Genomic DNA, 22,881 nt, shown 5'->3' with positions numbered 1-22,881 from the left:
GTAAAACACATAAAGCTGAACGCCATGAAAGACAAACAGTTTACCCTACTCATCGCTGTAACAGCGATTATTTGGTTGGTGATAATAGGATTTATCATCATCTAGCGCACAATGGATATAATAATTCTGTATTTGTTTCCCTAACCTTTTAAGGCCTGATAATCGTGTTTTTGGAAATAAATTTTTAGGGGCACCCGAAATGCCCCTTTCTTTGTTTTATACGGCTGCTATCAGGCCTGCCCTGCGCAGCAGCGCCTCCGGTTTGGGGTCTCTCCCTCTAAACCGTCGGTATAATATGGCTGGATGCACCCTGCCTCCGGCCGCCAGGATGTGGGTTTTGAATGCGGATGCTGTTTCGGGGTCAAATATGCCTTTTTCAACAAAGAGCTCGAAGGCATCGGCATCTAACACCTCCGCCCACTTGTAGCTGTAATATCCTGCGGCGTAGCCTCCCTGAAAGATATGGGAAAAGGACGTGCTCATCAGCGTTTCTGGTACTGGGGGCAGCAGTTCAGTTTTTTCCATCCTGCTTTTCTCAAATGCTACTATGTCATCCAGTTCATTCGGAGAAGTACTGTGGTAGGCCATGTCCAATAGTCCAAAGCTAATTTGCCGAACGGTCTGGTAACCTTGATGGAAATTTGCCGCTTTTTTGAGTTTTTCGATTAACGCATCGGGTATTTTCTCCTCCGTTTCGTAATGCTTGGCAAAGAGGTCTAGGCATTCCCTTTCGTAGCACCAGTTTTCGAAAATCTGGGAGGGAAGTTCTACAAAATCCCAGAAAACACTTGTTCCCGAGAGGGATTCATATCTCCCATCAGCCAACATGCCATGTAGTGCATGTCCAAACTCGTGAAACAGCGTGGTTACCTCGTTGAAGGTTAACAAAGACGGTTTGGATTTCGTGGGACGTGAAAAATTGCAAACGATCGAAACAAAAGGTCTCTGATTGGTGGGTCCTATTTTGCGTTGTCCCCTGTATGAGGTCATCCACGCTCCGTTTCGTTTTCCAGCCCGCGGAAAAAAATCGGTATAGAACACGGCTACGTGGTTTCCCTCTAGGTCTTGTACCTCGTAGGCAGATACTTCTGGGTGGTAAACCGGTATGGCCTCGTTCTTCACAAACACTAGTCCAAACAACTTTTCAGCGGTTGCAAAAACACCTTGAACCGTATTTTCCAATTCAAAATAGGGTTTTAACAGTTCGTCGTCTACGTCAAATTTCTGTTTTTTCAGCTTTTCTGCATAGAAGCTAACGTCCCATTTCTCCAAATATTCTAGCCCATCCAGCTCCCTGGCAAATTGTGCGAGTTCGTTGATTTCCTCTTCTGCTTTTGGTTTGGATTTTTCGAGTAGGTCATGAAGAAAGGAAAGAACGTTGTCTGGTCCGGAAGCCATTCGCTCTTCTAATACGAAGTCTGCATAGCTGGGGTAGCCAAGCAATGCCGCACGCTCGTTTTTTAGGCGGATGATTGATTGGATGATGGCGCAGTTGTCCAGTTCGTCGCCCTTGCTGCATTTGGTATTATAGGCGAGAAACAATTCTCTTCGCAATTCCCTGTTTTCGGCATAGGTTATGAATGGCACGTAGCTGGGAAATGCGAGTGTAAAGATCCATTTTCCTTCTTTTCCTTTTTCCGCTGCTGTTTGAGCCGCAGCCTCAACTATATTGGGTGGAAGGCCCTTTAGGTCCTCCTGATTTTCTATGACCAGTTCATACCGATTGGTTTCTTTCAAGACATTTTCTCCAAATTGAAGCCCCTGCTTGGACAGTTCCTGGTCGATTTCGCGGAGCCGTGTTTTGTCTTCAGGCGATAACTTGGCCCCGTTTCGAATAAAGGACTTGACCGTTTTTTCGAGCAGTGTGGTTTGTTCCTCATCAAGTGACAACCGGTCCTTTTGTTGAAATACGGTTTCTATTTGGGCGAATAGTTGTTCGTCCAGCAGGATATCGTTTCCGTATTCGGAGAGTAGGGGTGATATTTCTTTGGCGATCTGTTGTATTGTATCGGTGGTTTCTGCAGCATTGAGGTTGAAAAAAATGGAAGAAACCTGAGACAACCGGCTCCCTGATCGCTCTAGAGCTTCGATGGTGTTTTCGAAGCTGGGGGTTAGGTGCGATTTTATGTGTTCAATTTCCTCTTTGGCTTCACGTATGGCCTCCTTGATGGCGGGCAAAAAATGTTCATCTGTAATTTTGTCAAAAGGGGGTGTTTGGAATGGTGTTTGAAATGTTTCCAACAACGGATTTATCATATCTTTAAGTAGCTTTGTGTCAACCCCACAAAAATAACAAAATAAACAGAGTATGCCGGAATTAATAAAGCCTAATCCAGGTGAATACAATCCGTTTTACCAAGGGTATATGGATCAGATGGAAGGCTTTTCCATACAGGAGAGATTGTCCATCCAGAGTTTTTTATTGATGGAGGTCTTGGATTCTTTAGAAGCCGATCGAGTGGACCAGCCGATGGCGGAGGGGAAATGGACGTTCAATCAAGCAATCGGACACCTGTTGGATACGGAGAAGATTATGCATTACCGCATTCTGGCAATTACCAGGGAACCTGGGATCGCATTACGGGGGTTTGATCAGGATTTGTATGTGGACCGGGGAAATTTTGTTGGTTTGGAAGTGTTTCAGGCAAACCTAAATGCCATCTCGCTTAACCGAAACCTGTTGCGCTTTTTTTTGGATGGCATGCAGGATGATCAGGTGCTCCTTTCGGGAACTGTTGACGGACACCCCATGTCGGTGAGGGCCCTTTACTATATCATTTGTGGTCATATGCAGCACCATTTGCTGCTTTTCAGGAAATACCTACAGAAAGATGTGTGATAAACATTACTGATTTGATCCTCCTGCATTGACTAAATTTGTAATCAAATCAAATAGTACGGATATGTCTAAAGCGAAAAGTTTCTCAGATTTGGTGATGGGGGATACCCCGGTGTTGGTAGATTTTTTTGCGGTTTGGTGTGGCCCCTGCCAGATGATGCAGCCGATATTACAGGAGACTGCCCAACGGGTGGGTGATAGGGTGAAAATCGTCAAAGTGGATGTGGATAAAAACCCCATGGCGGCAAACAAATATCAAGTAAGAGGGGTGCCTACCCTTATTCTGTTCCACAAAGGTAAAATTCTTTGGAGGCAGTCCGGAGTGGTTCCCGCCCATCAGTTGGTAAAAGTGGTGGATCAATTTGTCCGCGAAACGGTCTAACGGAGCGGTTACCGATCCCGTTTTTTGAATGACCAGGTAAGTTTAAACGTCGCCACATGCACTCCCTTTTCGGTAATGCCTTCCACCTGCATGGTAAAGGTGCCTGTTTGACCGGGCTGAGTTAGGGTCTGTAACATGGCTGCCAGTTTTTCTCCATCCTCGCATACAAATCGCGTGGCACAATCGGCTTTCTTGTGAAATTGGGCTTCAAATCCGGTAACCAGCATGGAAAAGGAACCACTACCGGCTAGGTGAAGCATGCAAAGAATTCCGGAGGCTAGTTCCCCCGCTCCGGAAAGAGCTGCAAAGTAAATCGAACGAAAGGGGTTTTTTGTGCTCCAACGGAAAGGCATCCAAAGCTCACAGCGTTTGCTTGTCAACTCGGTGACGCGAATACCCCAAAACCACACAGATGGCAACTGAGTGAATAGAAACCATTTAAACTTTAAAGGGCTTCGCATGTTTTTCGTGAATTTCTCTTGTTGACTCGTCATGGGTCGTTTTAAACTGTAATATCCGACTTCTCATCGAATGGCCCAAGGCAATGGTCAATTCTTTTGGCGTTTTGGGAGCAATTTTTCCGGCCATTTTAGCGGCGGATACGGTGTGTGCCAGGAATAGCCGACAAATCTAGCTGTCCATAAAACCAATCTGGCATTTTTTTTGGTAATTTGCTTTTCGATTAAAGAATGAGATATGTATAAGAAAATAGTAGCCCTGTTTTTTCTGGGTACAATGATTTATGGTTGTGCCACCGTGCCTTTGACGGGCAGGAGACAGTTAAGTATAGTGGGAAACAGCGAGATATTGCCGCTTTCCTATGATCAGTATTCGACGGTAATCAAAGACAGCAAGATTGTCACCAATACTCCGGACGGGCAAAAGGTGGTGAATGTGGGGAGAAGAATAGCCTCAGCCGTTGAGCAGTACCTCAAGGAAAATAATTACAAAAATATCACCGAGGGCTTTTCCTGGGAGTTTAACCTAATAGAAAGTGATCAGGTAAATGCTTGGTGTATGCCTGGGGGAAAGGTGGCATTCTATACCGGTATCATGCCGATCTGTCAGGATGAAACCGGTGTGGCGGTCGTGATGGGACACGAAGTTGCCCATGCCATTGCCAATCACGCCAGGGAGCGGATGTCGCAGGGTTTGGTGGCGAATGGTCTTTTGGGCGGCGTGCAAGTAGCCTTGGGCGAAAACCCCTCACTTACCCGAACCATATTTTTGCAGGCGGTAGGCTTTGGTGGTCAGGTGGGTATGTTGAAGTTTTCCAGAGACCAAGAGCTGGAAGCAGACAAATTAGGCCTCATATTCATGTCTATCGCTGGATACGATCCCCGTGAAGCTCCTGCATTTTGGGAGCGTATGAATGCAGGTGCCGGTGGAGCCGGTGTTCCGGAATTCCTGTCTACGCACCCGGGACCGGACAGAAGGATTGAGCGGCTAAATGAACAAATGGCCGATGCAATGGTCTTTTACGAAAGAAACAAGCGGTAAACTATTGGACTAGCTGGAAATCAAAAAGGGGGCATATCACCCCCCTTTTTGATTTAGTTCTTTTTGTTGAAACTTCGAAGTCTCACTTGCGTGAATTTTCGCTTTGTGTCCAGCGGAAAGTCCCCTTTCATCATCCAGTCGTAATAACCAGGCTCCTCTACCAAGACCTGCTCGATGGTCTTTCCTTTCAGTTTGCCGAAGTTAAACACTTCCTCTCCCTTGTCGTTAAAGACGAACCTTCCAGCCAAATCAACCATTTTTTCATTCAGCAAGTTATGCAGCTTGCGCATGTCATTTTCCATGGTGCCCAGAACATTTCCTTGAAGGTCCTCGACCAATTCTCCGTTATAACGGGCGATTTGGGCCTGAAAGACTTCGTAGGAAGCGATGGTGTCCGCCTCGGCACTGTGAGCATTTTCGAGGGTTTTCCCACAGTAAAACTTGTAGGCAGCAGCCAGATTCCTTTTTTCCATCAGGTGAAAGATTTTTTGAGAATCCAGCAGATTACGTTTTTCGATGTCAAAATCTAAGCCCGCTCTCAAAAATTCCTCTACCAAGAGAGGGATGTCGAATTTCAGCACATTAAATCCTGCCAGATCAGCACCTTCAAAGAAGCGGAACAGGTCCGCGGCCACATCTTTGAATTTGGGAGCATTCACTATGTCCTCGTCGTAGATGCCGTGTATCAACGACGCCTCCCTTGGGATGGGAATAGTCGGGTTGATACGGCTCGTTTTGATTTCCCTTCTACCGTCTGGGTGTAACTTGAGGATAGAAATTTCCACAATACGGTCCGTAGAGATATTGATTCCGGTAGCTTCCAAATCGAAAAATGCCAGAGGTGATCTGAGGTTTAGTTCCATGAAGGTAATTATCGTTAAAATCTGTAGCCGTAGTTAATGTCTTGGCTATGTTGACATTTTTTTATACAAATATAGGATTTTTGCGTGGATAAATACGTATACGTCCATGTATCCCTACCAGGTTATTTTTTCGCGGGGTAGGGGAATGAATACTGGTGTCAAACCGTTGTGAAGGAGGCGAGGAATTTAGGGTTATCCCGATAGGAGCGTTGGGTAGGCTGGAAATTTGGGAAATGCGATCTCGAATCTTTTGTAAATGCCTCTTGGCGGTCTAATTAACCGATTCCTGCTCAGTTATTTGGGTGGACTCGCTCACATTGTGGATAAGTGGGTGTATAAAATGTTCAAAACCTTTGGCGTAAACAGGGTACATTTGTTCTTATGGCAGAAAGTAATTTGAGTAAAGGAGAGCGATCTTTGGCAAGGCGTAGAATGCCCGAGCCAGGCATGGCTTTGGGCAAACTTCCTCCCCAAGCCGTGGACTTGGAGGAGGCAGTGTTGGGGGCGTTGATGTTGGAAAAGGATGCGCTTACCGCCGTAGTGGACATACTTTCTGCGGATAGCTTTTACAAAGACTCCCACAAGGTCATCTACGAGGCCATTCTAGACCTGTTTAATGAGGGAGAACCCATCGATATACTCACCGTGACCAACCAGCTCCGTAAAAATGGCAAGTTGGAGTTGGCCGGTGGCGCGTTTCACGTAACAGATCTGACCAGTAAGGTTTCTTCGGCGGCAAACATCGAATACCATGCCCGGATCGTGACCGAACAGGCCATGAAGCGGAACATGATTAAGATTGCCTCAGATATACAGCGGGAAGCTTTTGAAGATACGACAGACGTCTTTGAGCTCCTCGACAAAATGGAGCAGTCTCTTTTTGAGCTTTCTGAGACAAATATCAAGAAAAATTATTCCGATATGCGCTCCATCATGCGAGAGGCTATTGGAGAACTGGAAAGCAAGAAGGGGCAAAAAGATGGCTTAACTGGTGTTCCCAGTGGTTTTACAGCACTAGACCGGGTGACCGCAGGATGGCAAAAATCCGATTTGGTAATCATTGCCGCACGACCCGCTATGGGTAAAACGGCCTTTGTACTGTCCGTGCTTCGAAATGCCGCTGTAGACCACAACCGGCCAGTTGCGATTTTTTCCTTGGAAATGTCCTCTGTTCAGCTGGTCAACCGTCTTATTTCTTCTGAAGCAGAGTTGGATTCGGAAAAAATCAAGAAAGGAAACCTAGCTGATTATGAATGGCAACAGCTTATACACAAGACGAGCAAGCTTTCCACGTCGCCTTTGTTTGTAGACGATACCCCCGCTTTGTCCATTTTGGAGCTGCGGGCCAAGTGCCGAAGGCTCAAAGCCCAGAATGACATTCAACTGATCGTAATTGACTACCTGCAATTGATGTCAGGTGATAGCAAAGGTGGCAGCGGTGGATCTGGAAACCGGGAGCAAGAGATTTCCAGTATTTCCCGGGCGCTAAAGAAAATAGCCAAGGAGCTAAATGTCCCGGTTATTGCGTTGTCTCAGCTTTCCAGAGCGGTAGAAACCCGTGGAGGAGATAAACGGCCACAACTTTCGGATCTGAGAGAATCTGGAGCAATCGAACAGGATGCAGACATCGTCATGTTTTTGTATCGCCCGGAATATTACGGCATCACCGAAGATGAGGATGGCAACAGTACCGCAGGTGTGGGAGAAGTGATCATCGCCAAGCACCGTAACGGAGCGCTGGAAAACGTCAAACTGCGGTTCATCGGCAAGTACACCAAGTTTACAGATTTGGAACTAAATACTCCTTACCTGCCGCAGGACGCCCTCTATGGGAATAGGTTTCCAAGTAGAGCGGGAGGAAACGATTTTGAACAGGGTACCATGATCCGTATGGGTAGCAAGGCCAACGGTCCGGAAGCCCCTCCGTCGGATGGAGCAAATGATGATTTTGCGTCCGGGTTTGGTGACAACGATCCGGCGCCATTTTAATACGGAGGTATTGGCACCGATCGCTCGATGGTGTTGGGCTTATCTCGTTCTGTATGCAGAAGTCTTACCGTTAATCTTCGTGTTCGAGCTGAAAATTCAGGTAAGCGTTTTTTAATTCCCGTTCGGCGTGATGATTTTGTTGGTTTTGGGCCAGGCTGATTCCTTTTTTATATATTTGCCCAGCCTTGTTCACTTCACCCAATTCGATGAAAAATACGGCGGCATGAAAATAAGTGGGCAAGTATTCGGGAAACTGATCCAAAAGCAATTCAAAATATTCTTTTGCATGGTTTTTGTTTTCTGTCTGGTATTCTAATGCCAACGCATAGAAGTTAAAAGGGTCAGAAGGATCCTCTTCTGTAAAGAGGCGTAGTTGTTGAATGCGGTTTAAATTGGCCATGATTCTTTTTTTGAATTCGCATCGGAATCGCTAAATTCACGAAATTTAAAGAAAGTAATAAATTTTACGTATGAAAATTCTCGTTTGTATTACCCATGTGCCGGACACTACTTCCCGGATACAATTTACCGACAACAATACCGCGCTCGATAAATCAGGTGTACAGTTTGTAATAGGACCCTATGACGACTATGCCTTGGCGAGAGCGGTAGAACTACGGGATCAAACAGGGGGTAAACTAACTGTAATAAATGTAGGTGAAGCAGAGACAGATCCTACACTCCGCAAGGCATTGGCTATTGGTGCTGATGAGGCAATCCGAGTAAATGCTTTTCCTTCTGACGCTTACTTTGTAGCGAAGCAACTTGCCCATGTGGCCAAAGAAGGGGCTTTTGATCTGATTTTGATGGGTCGAGAGTCCATCGATTTTAATGGAGGAATGGTACATGGCATGGTAGGTGAGATGTTGGGAATTCCTTCCGTTTCGCCCGTGATGAAGTTGGACATCGAAGGATCCGTGGCCAAGCTCGTTCGGGAAATTGAGGGGGGTAAGGAACATTTAGAACTTGGTCTACCGTTTGTAGCAGGCTGTCAGGAACCCATTGCAGAGTGGAAGATACCCAATATGAGGGGAATTATGTCAGCACGCACCAAACCCCTGAATGTAGTGGATCCTGTGTCGGCGGATCCACTCATCAGTACCGTGTCCTACTCCTTGCCACCGGCAAAGGGAGCAGTGAAACTCATCGACAAAGATAACGTTGAGGAATTGGTGAATTTATTGAAAAACGAAGCGAAAGTGCTTTAATAATAGATACTATAGAATGGCAGTACTGGTTTATTTAGAACATGAGGAGGGGGTAGTCAAGAAGTCATCCCTGGAAGCAATATCGTACGGTAAAAAGCTAGCGGATGCGATGTCAACAGAGGTAAAAGCTCTTGGGCTTGGGACCTTAGCGGCAGGGGAGTGGGATAAGGTAGCGCAGGCTGGTGCTGGCACGGCCCTCCATCTAGCAGATGAACGTCTGAACGCGGGAATCATACAGGCCCATGCCAAGGCAATTGCCCAAGCCTACGAGGCTGTGGAGGCAAAGGTTTTGGTGCTTGCAAAATCATCGTTGGGTGATGCGGTTGCTGCGAGATTGGCTGTTCGGTTGAATGCCGGCCTTGTATCAAATGTCATTGCACTTCCTTCACTTGAAGATGGCTTTCGTGTTAAAAGAAGTATTTATACCGGCAAGGCTTTTGCCATTAGCGAAGTATCCACTGAGCACAAAATTTTGGCTATTCGAAAAAATACCGTAGAGACATTGGAAGAGGATAGACCGATAGATGTTCAGTCCTTTGAAGCAGTGTTGGAGGATTCGGATTTTAATGTGAAAATCACAGATACGGATAAGGCGGTAGGAGAGATTTCCCTGCCGGAGGCAGACATCGTTGTTTCAGGAGGAAGAGGGCTTAGGGGACCCGAAAACTGGGGTATCATACAGGATTTGGCCGAAGCGTTGGGAGCAGCCACAGGTTGTTCGAAGCCGGTTTCAGACATGGATTGGAGACCCCACCATGAGCATGTAGGCCAAACGGGCGTCAAGGTATCCCCGACCCTCTATGTGGCAGTCGGCATATCCGGAGCTATTCAGCACCTTGCCGGAGTGAATTCGTCAAAAAATATTTTGGTAATTAACAAAGACCCCGAAGCGCCGTTTTTTAAAGCGGCAGATTACGGAATAGTAGGAGATGCCTTTGAGGTTTTGCCTAAATTGACGGAAGCCATTAAGGCACAAAAGTAAATGTCTGTGGAAAACGCGATAGAGTTAGAAATAATCGGCCTTACGGCAAGCCATTCCCAATCCGGCTCATTTACGTTGGTGCTAGGGGAGCTGGAAGGGCGGCGTAGACTTCCCATAATCATAGGGATGTTTGAAGCGCAGGCTATAGCCATCGAGCTGGAGAAAATCACGCCCAACCGGCCTATGACCCATGATTTGGTAAAATCCTTTTCGAAACATTTTGATTTTACCGTAGAGTATATTCTTATATCAGATATGAGGGAAGGGGTTTTTTATGCCAAGATCGTTTGTCAGGGACCCTATAAACGAGTGGAAATCGATGCAAGACCTTCCGACGCGGTAGCGATTGCCGTACGATTCGAAGCGCCGGTATACTGTTCGTATCCTGTAATGGAGGAAGCAGGCATAGAGGAGGCAGACAGCGGGGACAGTAGTAAAGCCAAGCACTCAGAAGCGAAAGAAAAGCCCGCAGTCAAGAAAAAGGAGCCCAGTCTGAAGGATTATTCGCTCGAAAAGTTGAATCAACTTTTGGAGAAGGCGATACAAAATGAAGATTATGAGCGGGCGGCTAGGCTTAGGGACGAAATCAACCGTAGGAATTGATCCGATATTTGAAGGTGATTTTCGGGTTGCTCTTGCCTTCAAATAGCTTCCAAATAAAAAACAGATGGTTCTGACGCAGCTATTAAATGCTTTTCCTCGCTAAAATATGGAATACCTCAGAGGTTTACTTGGGATAGCTGTGTTATTGGGCGTTGCCGCGTTGTTTTCGGTAAGCAAAAAATCAGTCGATTGGCGATTGGTGCTAATTGGGGTGACTCTACAGCTTTTGTTTGGTATTCTGATTACCAAAGTGCCTTTGGTCGCAGACATGTTTGCTGCTGTTAGCAGAGTCTTTGTGCGATTTCTAGGTTTTTCCGAAGATGGAGCCACCTTTCTCTTCGGGGACTTGGCGACAGATAGTTTCGGATTTATTTTTGCGTTTAAAGTACTTCCTACCATTATTTTCTTTTCCACGGTTTCAGCAGGTCTGTATTATTTAGGCGTGTTACAGAAGGTGGTATTTGGAATAGCTTGGGTGATGTCCCGTACAATGAGGCTTTCTGGTGCAGAGAGTCTTTCGGCTGCGGGAAACATTTTCTTGGGCCAAACCGAAGCCCCTTTGTTGGTAAGGCCGTTTATTCCGGCCATGACCAGGTCAGAGTTGATGTGTCTGATGACAGGGGGTATGGCTACCATCGCCGGAGGAGTTCTTGCGGGGTATGTAGCGTTTTTGGGAGGAGACAGTCCGGAAGAGCAAAGCCGCTTCGCCACTTACCTGCTCGGTGCGTCTATAATGAATGCTCCCGCTGCAATCGTGATGGCCAAGATCGTGATTCCGGAAACTCATCGCGAGGCGGTGAATGATACCTTGGTCATCAATGCCGAAAACACGGATGTCAACCTAATCGATGCGATGTCTCGCGGGGCGTCGGAAGGGCTGAAGTTGGCGTTGAATGTAGGTGCCATGTTATTGGCTTTTATCGCCGTGATTGCTGCATTGAATTACCTGCTATTAGAGGTAGCAGGAGAGCTTGCGGGAATAAATCCTTGGATTATAGAATCCACCCAAGGACAGTTTAAAGGATTGTCTTTGGAGTATATCCTTGGACAGATATTTAGGGTGTTTGCATGGGTGATTGGGGTAGATTGGCAGGAAACGCTGCCTGTTGGGTCGCTACTGGGGCAAAAGACCGTTATCAATGAGTTTGTTGCATACTTGGGCTTAGCCGAAATGAAGGAAGCGAACATGCTTTCTGACAGGGCAGTTACCATTGCCACCTATGCACTATGTGGGTTTTCTAATTTTTCATCCATTGCCATTCAGGTAGGAGGAATCGGGAGTATCGCCCCCAATCAACAGGGCAATTTATCCAAACTAGGCATGCGTGCACTGTTAGCGGCTACCTTGGCTTGTTTGATGACGGCTACGATCGCCGGAGCCTTATTTTAAAAGGCCTATCTGCGTTTTTTGGTGAACTACAGATAGGCCTGATTGATTACTCATTAATCACAATCTTCTCGATTTTGTCTCCCGCACGGATGGCATCGATGACCTCAAGGCCTTCGGTGACCTTTCCAAAGCAGGTGTGGTTTCGGTCCAAGTGACTGGTATTATCCCTGCTATGGCAGATAAAAAATTGCGATCCTCCGGTATTTCGTCCGGCATGGGCCATAGAAAGTACGCCTCTGTCGTGGTACTGCAATTCACCATTTAGTTCACATTTGATGGTGTATCCCGGGCCACCGGCGCCATTTCCTATCGGGCATCCGCCCTGGATTACAAAATTTGGGATTACCCGGTGGAAGGTTAGGCCGTCGTAGAAACCTTCTTTTGATAGCTTGATAAAATTTTCCACTGTTTTGGGGGCGTCTTCGTCGTAAAAACTCACCTTCATCACGCCCTTCGCGGTATGTATTTCTCCTGTTTGCATGTGTTTTTGGCAAAAATAATCATTATTCCGGATTTAGTCCGGAATAATGTAGCAAAGTGAAATGGGAAATCAGAAATTGGTGTATACTTGTACTTGAAACCTTTGCTGAGCAGTCGGGTAGGAATGTCGGTTTCCTGTCCGGTGCTTTGCCCTGAAAAGCCCGTCAGGAACAAAGGGAATGTACTTGGGTAAATAAGTTTTTCTGACACAAATCACACTCCATTGGAAAAGAGAGATTCTGCCGTTGGCAAGCATGCGATACCTAATCAGGCTTTAGAAATTGAGGGGCCTCAGTTGTTTGGACATCCCAGAGGATTGATGACCCTATTTTTCACCGAGATGTGGGAGCGGTTCAGTTATTATGGGATGAGGGCGTTATTGATCCTGTTTATGACAGCCCCCTTGGTAAAGGGGGGCTTAGGATTGGACGATGTTACCTCCGGCGCAATATACGGTCTGTATACCATGGGAGTGTATTTATTTGCGTTACCTGGAGGCTGGTTTGCTGATCGGTTATTTGGATTGAAGAAGGCCGTTTGGTACGGAGGAATTATCATCACACTGGGCCATTTTACGATGGCCCTCCCTGGGGTATTTCACTTGCTACAGGAACAGACGGCCCCTAAAAGTGAACTTACAGGCTTGGATCTTTATTCCTTTTATGCAGGCTTGGTATTGATAGTGGTGGGAACAGGGTTGCTAAAGCCGAATATCAGTTCTATTGTGGGCAAGCTTTATCCTGAAGGTAGTTCTAAAAGGGATGCTGGATTCTCCATTTTTTATATGGGAATTAATCTGGGTGCTTTGATCGCTCCCATTGCCTGTAGTACTTTGGCTGTCTATGATTGGCATTTAGGTTTTGGTTTAGCGGGTTTTGGTATGTTACTTGGCTTGGTTCAGTATCGGGTCACAGGGCACCATTTGGAGGGAGTAGGTGAGGCACCTGAGGCCAACACACCGGAAGAGGTAGCCGCCAAACGAAAATTGTCTGTTTGGTCTACAGCGATAGTGGGGATTCTTTTGATTATCCTGCTTTTGTTTTTTGGAGGTGTTTTTTCCATTGATGCACCTCGCGTAGCAGCTGCCTCTAACAATATTATCTTGTTGGTAGCATTGCTGTATTTTGGATATTTGGTGCTGTTTGGTGGACTTTCAGTGGTAGATAAAAAGAAAGTGGGGGTAATTGCGATCCTCTTTGTGTTTACCGCATTGTTTTGGTCTGGATTTGAGCAGGCGGGCTCCTCACTGAATCTATTTGCAGAGCGCTTTACGGATCGTAGCGCTTTTGGGATGGAAATTCCAACGGGTTATTTTCAGTCAATCAATTCGCTGTTCATTATCCTATTTGCCCCATTGTTTGGAGCGATGTGGGTTTGGCTGGGTCGTCATAACCTAGAACCTAGCTCTCCGTTGAAGTTTGCCTTGGGGCTTTTGTCGTTAGCAATCGGATTCTTGATTATGTATTTTGCAGCCAAAGTTGCCGCCTCCGGTGATTTGGCGGCACCCTCTTGGTTGATCTTAACGTATTTGTTTCACACCTTTGGCGAACTAAGCCTGAGTCCCGTCGGGTTGAGTCTAACGACTAAATTGGCCCCCGAAAAATACGCCGGACAACTGATGGGGATGTGGTTTTTATCCATTGCCATGGGCAACCTAATAGCAGGAAGAATTGCGGGGGCTACCAGTGGCGGTTCTGCTGAAGCGTTGCAGGGTATGCCAGATCAGTATCTGCGTATCGTATGGATTACGGCAGGCGCTGGCGTATTGCTCTTTTTACTTAGCTTCCCCATTCGGAAGCTAATGGGTGAAGTCAAATAGATAAAAAAAGTCTTGGCTAACATTCTAGCCAAGACTTTTTTTGGATGCTACTTGAGTGGAAGCTTACTCTTCTTTTTTCTTAAAATGGGTGCTTCGGAAGTCAATGGCCGATAAGCCAGCACCAAGTCCTACGAGGATGCATACAATAGTCCAGAATAACTGGGCTCCTGACGCGATTGGAGCACTGAAAATTTCTAACAGCATATCTTAAGGTGTTTGATTTTCGGGATAATTTTAATTTCCCGCAATTTAATACAGGGTATTGGTATAACAAAGAAAGCAGGCCGCTTTCAAGGTCCTGCTTTGATAATTTTGGGATTCAGAAGGGTTTTGCGAAAATTGGACTAAAAATCATCCTCATCGTCCACTTCCTCCTCGCCGTCGTCGAAGTCGTCCTCCAAGTCATCGAAGTCGTCGTCATCAAAATCGGTGAAGATGTCATCTTCCAGTCCATGATCTTCGTCCTCATCAAAAATTTCGTCATCAAATTCATCAGCGAATTCATCTTCCTGATCGTCGAATTCATCAAAATCGTCGTCGAAGTCTTCCATTTCTGTTCTCGTTAATGTTAGCGCAGGTAGTTGTTTTGCCTGCTAATTAATGAAAAATAACTTATTAACTCAATATGGTGAACTGATTTATTTTTTTCTTCGCGGTTTCATTGGGGAGCGCATTCAGAGTTATCCATTGGCGTTCCAGCAGGTTAGCCCACGTTTCCATGTATAAGACGACGTCGTTTCGGTTATTTTTTGACAGGTGATTCCGACGTGCAATGGGGATTTCCGCGAGAATCGCAGGATTAGAGAGTTTTTCGAGATCGGCGAGGTCATCCAACGAAAGTCCTGCCTCAAGCAGTTTGCTAATCATAATGTCCATAGGGAATCCACTGCTAGGACAGTATTCGCGGAGTTGATCGTTCCAATCGCCAACTCCCTGCATGGCCAGTTGGTGGATTTCCCCTTTGTTTAGATTGGTGAGTTCCTGAGCTAAATTGCCACAGTTGCAGGCGCCCATGTGACCCCATTGATAGGGGCTACCATTTTTGAGCCTTTGTGCGGTCTTTCGGATGCTGCTTATCAAGCTTGGTGTAGGTATAGCCATAATAGTAAGATCGGTTTTCTTATAAAACAGAAATTACCAAAAGGAGTTTGCCAGACACCTATAAAATTTTGAAACTAATCGGGCTTTTCGCCGCTTCCGAAAATGGACTTGATGTATTGCTTAATAAGTGGCTTGGATAGGTATTTTTTCACTTGTTTGTATTCGTTGGCTTTATTGATGTCCCGTTCGTCAACCGAACTACTCAATATGTAAATCTCGGGATCATTGTGTCCGGGATTAAATTCCTCCAAAAAATCCCAACCGGTCATTTCCGGCATATTAAGATCTAAGAACAAATAGTTGGGTTTGATTTTATTAACATTTCTCAAAGCATCCTTCGCATTATCAAAGGTGAATATCTCACACGGGATCTTAATATTTTTATGGATAAGCTTTTCAGTGACGAACGTGCTTATGGGGTCATCGTCGATTAGGATAATTTTGACCATTGAATTACAAAAAGGTGTTTTTGAAAAGCATTAAACTAAGTACAAAATTAGTTATTAACTTTGGAATTACTATTGAAAGCAACGAATTATTTTCACCAAGACCTTCGGTTGCAAGAGTCCAAGCCGACACTTGACGCAGGCTTTGTTAGCAGATTCTTGATTCCTCCTGCGAGATAGAGCAAGTAGAGGCGCCAAGTAAGTCTAAGTTTTATTTTGCAAAAATTAGGCCTATTTTTGAAACGGGGGAGAGTTTGTTCATACATTAATAGGTTTGGGACAAGGCTGAATCCGAGTGAAGTATAAATTGCGATGTTTTTTGATTACCTGAATTATTTCCATTTGAGTTCAAAAGACCCTATCCCTACCTTCGAAAATGAATGTGTTCCAACAGATAGCAGTCAACTAGAAAATACATGCAAAGGCCAGATTTTGAAGATATTTTTATGGAATTAGCCGTCAATCTGGCTAAGCGTTCTCATTGTATCAAAAAGCACGTAGGTGCGGTGTTGGTAAAGGACACCCGCATCATTTCTATTGGATATAACGGTCCTCCATCAGGGACCCATAACTGTGACGAAGAGTTTCCAGAAGAGGGATGTAGCAGGGATAGCAAGGGAAGCTGTTCCCTTGCGCTGCACGCAGAACAGAACGCAATATTGTACGCAGTCAAGAACAAAGCAACTGTGGAGGGATCTACCCTGTTTGTGACGTTAGCGCCTTGTCTTCCCTGTGCCAGGATCATTTACTCGATGGGGATCGAAAAAGTTGTTTATTTGTATTCTTACGCAGAATACAAAGGGTTACCGCAGGATGAAGGCCTGGAATTTCTGAAAAAATTTGGGATCGATGTCATAAAATATCCGAAGGCCTTGGAAAAAGAAGATCCGCTGATTTAAGGTACTACCAATGGTTTACTTCGGCCTCTAGCAAAACACCGAACTTTTCCTTTATCGAATTCGAGATGGTCTGGCTGAGATGCACGATATCCCGTCCTTTGCCGGATCCGTAGTTGACAAGTACGAGAGGCTGCCGTTCGTGGACACCGACAGTTCCCCAGCGTTTTCCTTTCCAGCCGCCTTGGTCTATCAGCCATGCGGCAGGGATTTTCATCCCGCCATCGAATGGGAATCCAGGCAATGTGGGGTACTTTTCTTTAAGCGATTGGTAATGCTGCGAGGTAATGACGGGATTTTTGAAAAAACTGCCCGCATTCCCCAGTTTTGCTGGATCCGGTAATTTTTGGCGTCGGATGAAAGAAATTGCCTCACTTACTGCTATCAGGCTGGGCTCCACGTGGCCCAGTTCGTGCATGGTTTCTTCTACTGTCCCGTATGAGAGGTTATAAACGGGCGTTTTAGAGAGTTTAAACGTCACGTAACAAATCACGTAACGGTTCCTTCCCTCACGCTTAAAAAAGCTGTCCCGGTATCCGAAGGCACATGCTTCATGGTCAAATATTAAGGATTCGGCGGAATCTTTATCTATAGCCTCTAAGCGATGAAAGACATCCTTGATTTCCACGCCATAGGCACCAATATTTTGAATGGGCGCTGCTCCAACGGTTCCGGGAATAAGCGAAAGGTTTTCCACCCCTCCCCAGCCCTGCGATATAGCGAATCTTACAAATTCATGCCAGTTTTCACCGGCCCCGACCGTTACAAGCACCTCCAATTCGTTTTCTTCGATCACTTCCCGTCCCTTGATCCCAACTTTTAGGACCAAGCCTTCCAGATCCTTCGTCAGCAGCACATTACTGCCGCCACCCAATATCCAAACCGGCAGGCCTTTTTCTTTGGACCAATTTAACGCCTCTTTTAGTTGCTCCAGCGAATGGACTTCCGTAAAAAACCTGGCCCGTTGGTCCAGTCCAAAGGTATTAAGATGCCGTAGTGAAAAATTCTCTCGTATCTGCATGGGGTGCGAAATAAGACAGTTTTTACGGATTTTTAAAGAATAAATGAAAATTCTTTGCAGGTAAGAATCGCCTGGACGTACTTTACCCCTTGGAAGGGTGGTGAAATGCCGTAAATTAACCTTATGGTACACTCTAGGCTGCACAGCCACGGGTTATTTAACTCCAGATAAACATAGGTAAGGACCGTTTCGGATGGCAGGCGCAAGTTTAAACCATCGAAAATAAACTGATAAGTAGATGAAGGAAATGTTAATTAACGGTGTCCGTATTCGGCCGGGCCAATCTATCAATATCGATATTGCCATTGCCCGTCTGCCTACGCATACACTGATTGATTTGCCGGTGTTTATTCGGAGAGCAAAGACAGATGGGCCAGTAGTACTGGTCAGTGGTGGATTGCACGGCGATGAGATCAATGGAGTGGTCACCGTGAAGCGGATGCTGGAGGAAAGTCTTTTTCAGCTTACCAGGGGCACACTGATTTTTATTCCTTTGGTGAATGTATATGGATTTCTGAGCAATTCTCGGACTTTTCCCGACGGGCGAGACCTTAACAGGAGTTTCCCGGGCAGCAACAAGGGGTCCTTGGCCTCTCAAATAGCCCGTATTTTGACCGAAGAGATCATCCCGTTGATTGATTTGGGGGTTGACTTTCATACCGGAGGAAGGATGTTAAGTAATTTTCCTCAGGTGCGGGTAGACTTTAGGGATACCAAGGGCCTTGAGCTGGCCAAGGCATTCGGTGCGCCCTTTGTGCTGAACTCGCCACACATAGATAGATCCTTTAGAAAGGAAGCATTTAAGCTAGGTAAGCATATATTGGTGTTTGAGGGTGGAGAATCTATGCGCTTGGACAATCAGTCTGTGGAAGAAGGTATCCAATGTACCCGCAGGTTGCTTCGTTACCTGGACATGATCAGTGATGAGCCGCTTCCATCTAGTCCTATGATTCTTCAGGAAAGTTCTTGGTTGAGGGCCCGGGTATCGGGTATCTTTATGCCTACAGTGGGTATAGGTGATCAGGTCAAAAAGGGACAAATCCTAGCAAAAATTTCTGATCCCTATGGCCAGGTTAAGGTGCCGGTAAAAAGTGTGGCAAATGGCTACGTGATTGGATTAAACAATCAGCCTGTAATCAACGCCGGCGATGCCTTGGTCCATATTGGACGTCAGTGAGGAGGAATTCCGGGTTTCCTTTTGCTTCCGTGGTTAGGTAAAACATGACACGAAGAATAAAAGGCTGTATACTTTTTTTTACTGGTATTTTCCCGTTTTTTCATCCATGGTGACATCGGAATCTTTTCGGATTTGCATCCGGTAGTATACCAATACTTCGTCCGCGCCAGCTGCCAGCACAGCATCCTGTGCCTGTTTTGCTATTTCCATCAACCGGTCCTGTGGCCCCTCCATTACAGTTTCAAAGGGAGTGACGGTATAGCTTACACCGGATTGTTGGATGACAGCTATAGCTTCATCCACAAGTGCGTAGCTGTCTAACGTTTTGCTTTTTGGGACTATTTGGATTCCTAAATTAATGAGGTTCATAGGTTTTACTGGTTGTATTGATTCATGGTCTGTTGAATGCCTACGGTACAAAAGGACTCTGTAATTTGAATCGCGCGGTCCATGATTAGGGGCAGTTCTGCCAGTTCGGGTTCGGGTAATCTTCCCAGCACGTAGTCTACCTGACGGCCTTTTGGAAAATCATCGCCAATACCGAACTTAAGCCGTGCGTATGCTTGGGTGCCCAAAGATTCCTCAATATTTTTCAAGCCATTGTGTCCTGCTGCCGATCCTTTTGGACGCATCCGGAGCTTGCCAAAAGGAAGCGCGATATCATCCACGATTACGAGCAAATTATTGAGGTCAATTTTTAGTTCTTTTAGCCAGAAGTTTACCGCCTTTCCACTTAAGTTCATATAGGTGGTCGGTTTGATTAGGTGAATTTGGCGGCCTTTGTGTTTGTAGAAACTGGTAAATGCCAGTCTATTTGACTCCCAGGGCAGTCCCTTGACATCTGCCAGTCTATCAAGGGTTAGGAAGCCTACATTATGGCGGGTTAGCTCATATTGGGGCCCTATGTTACCAAGGCCGGCTATCAGGTATTTCATGTGTCTATAATTGTTTTTCAAAGGTCAGATGGAGTCCCTGCATTCCGGCAGGCAGGCCGCACGTTTTCCCCGATAGCCATCGGGGCATCCCAGTGTGTGACGATCGTCAAGCTCGATTTCATGCCATTGGTGCGATGGTTTAACAAAAAAATCCTGTCTCTTTCTCGGAGACAGGATTCAGAATGATTTCGCAGTTGTTGAATTATGCTTCTTCTCCGGCTTTCTTGCCTCTGAGCGCTCTTGGGATACCGATCGTCACGATTGTCACGTTTGGACTGGTAAGGATTTCAAAGTTCTCGCCCTTCAGGTCAGCCACTTTGGCGGACTTGCCCAAGTCTAGTTTGGAGATGTTAACAGGGATGCTGTCCGGAAGATCTTTTGCTAGTCCTTTTACGGTTAAGGTTCTGGTTTTTATTTCCAATTTACCACCTTTCATGATACCAGGAGAAGACCCGGTGATGGTTACAGGGATTTCCATTTTGATTGGCTTGTCTTCACTGTAAGCCAAGAAATCCGCGTGAAGGATCATTTCACTTACTGGGTGGTATTGGCTTTCTTTCAATACAGCCTTGATCTTGGTTCCCTCGATGTTCAGTTCGACCATGTGCACCTCAGGGGTATAGATCAAGTCTCTGAATAAAATGATGGGAGAATAAAAGTGGATCTGTTCTTTGATTCCGGGACCGTACACTACGCAAGGAACATTTCCTTCTTCCCTGATTTGGGATAGTTCTCTGCTGTCGAGATTTGCTCTTTTAAACCCTATAATCTCAATTGATTTCATAAATACTCGTTGTATAATTGTGGAAAATAATGTTTCTTTTTTCTAAATAAATAACGCGCTGATGGATTCATTTCCCGTCACCGCATGGATAGCTTTGGCAAACAAATCGGCTACCGTGAGAACCTTAATTTTTGACGAAGTTTGTTTCGCTGGGATGGTGTCTGTTATGACCAGTTCAGAGAGTACTGAGTTTTCAATGTTTTCATACGCATTGCCGGATAAGACGCCGTGAGTCGAGATTGCCCGAACCGAGTTGGCACCTTTATCCATGATGATTTGGGCCGCTTTGCAGATGGTTCCCGCAGTGTCCACCAAATCGTCTACCAGTACCACATCCATCCCTTCCACATCTCCGATTATCTGCATGGAAGCCACTTCGTTTGCCCGTTTTCTGTGCTTATCACAGACCACCATTTCTGAATGAAAATACTTGGCATAGGCTCTTGCTCTGCCTACTCCTCCCACATCCGGCGAGGCGAAAATGAGGTTGCCCAAGTCAAGGCTTTTCAAATAGGGCACAAAGATAGCCGATCCATTTAAATGATCCAAAGGAATATCAAAAAATCCTTGGATTTGTCCCGCATGAAGATCGCAGGTCATGATCCTATCTGCACCGGCCGAGGTAAGGATATTGGCGATAAGTTTTGCAGCGATAGATACCCGTGGGCGATCCTTTCGGTCCTGCCTTGCATAGCCGTAGTAGGGTATGACCGCACAGACCTTGTAGGCACTCGCCCGCTTGGCGGCGTCTATCATGAGGCACAATTCCATCAGGTTATCTGCGGAAGGGTTGGTTGATTGGATCAAAAAGACATTACATCCTCGTATGGACTCGTCAAAACTCGGAGAAAGCTCGCCGTCACTAAACTTGCTGATGGTTAACTTTCCCAAATCCTGACCGTAAGCTTTTGCGATTTTTTCTGCTAAAACCGGTGTGTTAGTCCCGGAGAAAATTTTTACCTCAGGCATGGGGTTTTGGTTGATAGTTTTGTGGATGGATTCCTTGGGATGAAGGCCCAAAGGTAATAAAAAAACCTTGCTTTAAGAAGCAAGGCATTGTGCGCACGAGAAGATTCGAACTTCCACACCCGAAGGCACCACCCCCTCAAAGTGGCGTGTCTACCAGTTTCACCACGTGCGCGTTTCTGTATAGGTTTGCAAAAGTAGAAAGGAAAAAGCGGTCATGCAAGCAGGCTGAAGCTAATTTCTAAAAAACAATCTCCATTTTCACGTCACAGCGGGCGTATTTCCCACATTCTATAGGCGTTTCTCGAAATCCCAATTTCTTGTAAAGCGCGATAGCAGGTGCGAGGATTGAATGGCTATATAATACAATTTTTGTAGCGCCTTTTTCCTTCGTCCATGCAATAGCCGCTTGGCCCAGTTTCCATCCGATTTTTTGACCCTGAGCTTCGGGCAACACACCCATCTTAATCAATTCAAAGGTGCCGTCACCCAGCGCCTTGACGGCTACCGTGCCGACCATGTTGCCCTGCCATTCTGCAAACCAAACCTGTCCGCCTGTAAGCACGATCGATTTTAGAGGATCTTCCAATTGCTCTCTATCAAAAGGCTCCATGGAAAAAAAAGACTCTATCCACTGCCTATTGATTTGTAGAAAGTATGGGGCAAGCTCCGGTCTAAAGGGGTGGATTGTAACGTCTACCATGGTGCGAATATAACGTGTTTCGGTATTTGGCAACGGCATGATGCGGATTTTTCGCGCGAGGGGAAGAAAAGAGACTGTACTAAAAGCCCAAGCTATAGGGCTGCCCCGGCTTGTCACGGGCCTCCAGTTGCAAGAGTTTAAGCTTGCGCCATAACCCGCCTGCATAGCCGGTCAGTTCTCCCGATTGGGCGATGATGCGGTGGCAGGGGATAACGATTAGTAGTGGATTGGCACGATTTGCCATACCGACTGCCCGTACAGCCTTAGGCTTACCCAATTTTTTGGCAATATCTTGATAGGTGGCCGTAGACCCATACGGGATTCTATTGACCTCCATCCAAACCCTTTTTTGAAAATCTGTGCCGCCTATAGCTACCCGGATATCAAAAATCCGAAGATCGCCTTTAAAATAGGCGTCCAGCTGAAGCTTTACCTCCAGCAAAAAGGCGCTGTCTCCATCAACCGCTTCGGGATCATCCGTAAACTGCAAGGCAAGCAGGTACCCTGCCTCTGAGATTAATCGGATATTACCGAGCGGAGAGCCGATTACCATGGTTTTTCTCATATGTTTGGGTGATTGGTTAAATGCCTGTGTGTGTTCAGGTGCTGCCTGACTTTTTCACCCTTATGTATTCGGTTCCTACATGCAGCCTGCAAAAGTACATGTGGAACGCACTCGCAAGGTAGTCTTTTTTCAGCGTTTAAATAACAGTGGAGCCTCTGTAGGCCCATATTTAGTGTATTAGTCTCATATAAGATTTTTTGAAAACGTAAGCGTTTGGATAATTAAATGGTTT

General features: G+C 45.9%; 27 protein-coding genes and 1 tRNA gene. 11 read left to right on the top strand and 17 right to left on the bottom strand.

What is annotated here, in order from left to right:
* Window positions 1-216: 216 nt before the first annotated feature.
* Window positions 217-2,256 carry a M3 family metallopeptidase gene (locus JJU34_RS07115; protein ID WP_228691642.1) on the bottom strand — a complete coding sequence of 680 codons (2,040 nt, stop codon included), beginning with the start codon at window positions 2,254-2,256 and terminating at the stop codon, window positions 217-219.
* Window positions 2,257-2,308: 52 nt separating this feature from the next.
* On the opposite strand from JJU34_RS07115, the gene JJU34_RS07110 reads away from it, so the two are divergent.
* Both JJU34_RS07110 and trxA read left to right on the top strand, forming a co-directional pair.
* On the top strand, window positions 2,309-2,839 hold the full coding sequence (locus tag JJU34_RS07110) for a DinB family protein (RefSeq protein WP_228691641.1): 531 nt from the start codon (window positions 2,309-2,311) through the stop codon (window positions 2,837-2,839).
* 64 nt (window positions 2,840-2,903) lie between these two features.
* Window positions 2,904-3,221, top strand: a complete 318-nt coding sequence (trxA, locus tag JJU34_RS07105; protein WP_228691640.1) for a thioredoxin — start codon at window positions 2,904-2,906, stop codon at window positions 3,219-3,221.
* An 8-nt stretch (window positions 3,222-3,229) separates the two neighbouring features.
* Here the strand turns inward: trxA and JJU34_RS07100 are convergent, their stop codons facing one another.
* Complete coding sequence (locus JJU34_RS07100; RefSeq protein ID WP_228691639.1) at window positions 3,230-3,682, bottom strand: DUF4442 domain-containing protein; 453 nt, start codon at window positions 3,680-3,682, stop codon at window positions 3,230-3,232.
* A gap of 235 nt (window positions 3,683-3,917) precedes the next feature.
* Between JJU34_RS07100 and JJU34_RS07095 the strand changes: the two genes are divergently transcribed.
* Entirely contained in the window at window positions 3,918-4,721 is an 804-nt protein-coding gene (locus JJU34_RS07095) for a M48 family metallopeptidase (protein ID WP_228691638.1), read from the top strand.
* A 53-nt stretch (window positions 4,722-4,774) separates the two neighbouring features.
* On the opposite strand, the gene JJU34_RS07090 is transcribed toward JJU34_RS07095, so the two are convergent.
* Window positions 4,775-5,584, bottom strand: coding sequence for a 3'-5' exonuclease (locus JJU34_RS07090; protein WP_228691637.1), 810 nt, complete (start codon window positions 5,582-5,584; stop codon window positions 4,775-4,777).
* Between the two features lie 381 nt (window positions 5,585-5,965).
* Here JJU34_RS07090 and dnaB point away from each other — a divergent pair, with 381 nt between their 5' ends.
* A complete protein-coding gene (gene dnaB / locus JJU34_RS07085; RefSeq protein ID WP_228691636.1) occupies window positions 5,966-7,573 on the top strand; it encodes a replicative DNA helicase in 1,608 nt (535 codons plus the stop codon).
* 70 nt (window positions 7,574-7,643) lie between these two features.
* Here the strand turns inward: dnaB and JJU34_RS07080 are convergent, their stop codons facing one another.
* A complete protein-coding gene (locus JJU34_RS07080) occupies window positions 7,644-7,973 on the bottom strand; it encodes a tetratricopeptide repeat protein (protein WP_228691635.1) in 330 nt (109 codons plus the stop codon).
* Window positions 7,974-8,043: 70 nt separating this feature from the next.
* On the opposite strand from JJU34_RS07080, the gene JJU34_RS07075 reads away from it, so the two are divergent.
* From JJU34_RS07075 to JJU34_RS07060, 4 genes are all read left to right on the top strand, one after another.
* Window positions 8,044-8,781 carry an electron transfer flavoprotein subunit beta/FixA family protein gene (locus JJU34_RS07075; RefSeq protein WP_228691634.1) on the top strand — a complete coding sequence of 246 codons (738 nt, stop codon included), beginning with the start codon at window positions 8,044-8,046 and terminating at the stop codon, window positions 8,779-8,781.
* A gap of 16 nt (window positions 8,782-8,797) precedes the next feature.
* Entirely contained in the window at window positions 8,798-9,763 is a 966-nt protein-coding gene (locus JJU34_RS07070; RefSeq protein WP_228691633.1) for an electron transfer flavoprotein subunit alpha/FixB family protein, read from the top strand.
* A 6-nt stretch (window positions 9,764-9,769) separates the two neighbouring features.
* Window positions 9,770-10,366 carry a bifunctional nuclease domain-containing protein gene (locus tag JJU34_RS07065; RefSeq protein WP_228691632.1) on the top strand — a complete coding sequence of 199 codons (597 nt, stop codon included), beginning with the start codon at window positions 9,770-9,772 and terminating at the stop codon, window positions 10,364-10,366.
* A 106-nt stretch (window positions 10,367-10,472) separates the two neighbouring features.
* Window positions 10,473-11,756 (top strand): nucleoside transporter C-terminal domain-containing protein, encoded by a 1,284-nt coding sequence (locus JJU34_RS07060; RefSeq protein ID WP_228691631.1) that lies wholly within the window; start codon window positions 10,473-10,475, stop codon window positions 11,754-11,756.
* 46 nt (window positions 11,757-11,802) lie between these two features.
* On the opposite strand, the gene JJU34_RS07055 is transcribed toward JJU34_RS07060, so the two are convergent.
* Entirely contained in the window at window positions 11,803-12,237 is a 435-nt protein-coding gene (locus tag JJU34_RS07055) for a peptidylprolyl isomerase (protein ID WP_228691630.1), read from the bottom strand.
* A 222-nt stretch (window positions 12,238-12,459) separates the two neighbouring features.
* Here JJU34_RS07055 and JJU34_RS07050 point away from each other — a divergent pair, with 222 nt between their 5' ends.
* Window positions 12,460-14,055 carry a peptide MFS transporter gene (locus JJU34_RS07050; RefSeq protein WP_228691629.1) on the top strand — a complete coding sequence of 532 codons (1,596 nt, stop codon included), beginning with the start codon at window positions 12,460-12,462 and terminating at the stop codon, window positions 14,053-14,055.
* Between the two features lie 63 nt (window positions 14,056-14,118).
* Here the strand turns inward: JJU34_RS07050 and JJU34_RS07045 are convergent, their stop codons facing one another.
* The 4 genes from JJU34_RS07045 to JJU34_RS07030 all read right to left on the bottom strand — a co-directional run bounded on the left by JJU34_RS07045 (window position 14,119) and on the right by JJU34_RS07030 (window position 15,605).
* Window positions 14,119-14,259 carry a hypothetical protein gene (locus JJU34_RS07045; RefSeq protein ID WP_228691628.1) on the bottom strand — a complete coding sequence of 47 codons (141 nt, stop codon included), beginning with the start codon at window positions 14,257-14,259 and terminating at the stop codon, window positions 14,119-14,121.
* Window positions 14,260-14,399: 140 nt separating this feature from the next.
* Window positions 14,400-14,606: a hypothetical protein gene (locus JJU34_RS07040; RefSeq protein WP_228691627.1), complete on the bottom strand. Its 207-nt coding sequence runs from the start codon at window positions 14,604-14,606 to the stop codon at window positions 14,400-14,402.
* Window positions 14,607-14,670: 64 nt separating this feature from the next.
* Window positions 14,671-15,156, bottom strand: a complete 486-nt coding sequence (locus JJU34_RS07035; protein ID WP_228691626.1) for a hypothetical protein — start codon at window positions 15,154-15,156, stop codon at window positions 14,671-14,673.
* A 74-nt stretch (window positions 15,157-15,230) separates the two neighbouring features.
* Window positions 15,231-15,605, bottom strand: coding sequence for a response regulator (locus JJU34_RS07030; RefSeq protein ID WP_228691625.1), 375 nt, complete (start codon window positions 15,603-15,605; stop codon window positions 15,231-15,233).
* Window positions 15,606-16,018: 413 nt separating this feature from the next.
* Between JJU34_RS07030 and JJU34_RS07025 the strand changes: the two genes are divergently transcribed.
* Entirely contained in the window at window positions 16,019-16,501 is a 483-nt protein-coding gene (locus tag JJU34_RS07025; RefSeq protein ID WP_228691624.1) for a dCMP deaminase family protein, read from the top strand.
* A gap of 4 nt (window positions 16,502-16,505) precedes the next feature.
* Here the strand turns inward: JJU34_RS07025 and murB are convergent, their stop codons facing one another.
* On the bottom strand, window positions 16,506-17,519 hold the full coding sequence (gene murB / locus JJU34_RS07020) for a UDP-N-acetylmuramate dehydrogenase (RefSeq protein ID WP_228691623.1): 1,014 nt from the start codon (window positions 17,517-17,519) through the stop codon (window positions 16,506-16,508).
* Between the two features lie 238 nt (window positions 17,520-17,757).
* Between murB and JJU34_RS07015 the strand changes: the two genes are divergently transcribed.
* Window positions 17,758-18,696 carry a succinylglutamate desuccinylase/aspartoacylase family protein gene (locus tag JJU34_RS07015; protein ID WP_228691622.1) on the top strand — a complete coding sequence of 313 codons (939 nt, stop codon included), beginning with the start codon at window positions 17,758-17,760 and terminating at the stop codon, window positions 18,694-18,696.
* 78 nt (window positions 18,697-18,774) lie between these two features.
* Here JJU34_RS07015 and JJU34_RS07010 read toward each other — a convergent pair whose 3' ends face one another.
* The 7 genes from JJU34_RS07010 to JJU34_RS06980 form a co-directional block, all read right to left on the bottom strand.
* Window positions 18,775-19,065 carry a thiamine-binding protein gene (locus JJU34_RS07010; protein WP_228691621.1) on the bottom strand — a complete coding sequence of 97 codons (291 nt, stop codon included), beginning with the start codon at window positions 19,063-19,065 and terminating at the stop codon, window positions 18,775-18,777.
* A 5-nt stretch (window positions 19,066-19,070) separates the two neighbouring features.
* A complete protein-coding gene (pth, locus tag JJU34_RS07005) occupies window positions 19,071-19,631 on the bottom strand; it encodes an aminoacyl-tRNA hydrolase (RefSeq protein WP_228691620.1) in 561 nt (186 codons plus the stop codon).
* 202 nt (window positions 19,632-19,833) lie between these two features.
* Window positions 19,834-20,415, bottom strand: a complete 582-nt coding sequence (locus tag JJU34_RS07000; protein ID WP_228691619.1) for a 50S ribosomal protein L25/general stress protein Ctc — start codon at window positions 20,413-20,415, stop codon at window positions 19,834-19,836.
* 42 nt (window positions 20,416-20,457) lie between these two features.
* A complete protein-coding gene (locus tag JJU34_RS06995) occupies window positions 20,458-21,384 on the bottom strand; it encodes a ribose-phosphate pyrophosphokinase (RefSeq protein WP_228691618.1) in 927 nt (308 codons plus the stop codon).
* A gap of 90 nt (window positions 21,385-21,474) precedes the next feature.
* A tRNA-Leu gene (locus tag JJU34_RS06990) sits at window positions 21,475-21,556 on the bottom strand.
* A gap of 66 nt (window positions 21,557-21,622) precedes the next feature.
* Window positions 21,623-22,123, bottom strand: coding sequence for a GNAT family N-acetyltransferase (locus JJU34_RS06985; protein ID WP_228691617.1), 501 nt, complete (start codon window positions 22,121-22,123; stop codon window positions 21,623-21,625).
* Between the two features lie 40 nt (window positions 22,124-22,163).
* Complete coding sequence (locus JJU34_RS06980) at window positions 22,164-22,649, bottom strand: methylated-DNA--[protein]-cysteine S-methyltransferase (protein WP_228691616.1); 486 nt, start codon at window positions 22,647-22,649, stop codon at window positions 22,164-22,166.
* Window positions 22,650-22,881 lie beyond the last annotated feature (232 nt).

Origin of the sequence: Lunatimonas sp., assembly GCF_020832325.1 — a bacterium.
Taxonomy (GTDB): Bacteria; Bacteroidota; Bacteroidia; order Cytophagales; family Cyclobacteriaceae; genus Lunatimonas.
This window is presented reverse-complemented; position numbering and strand designations above follow the sequence as displayed.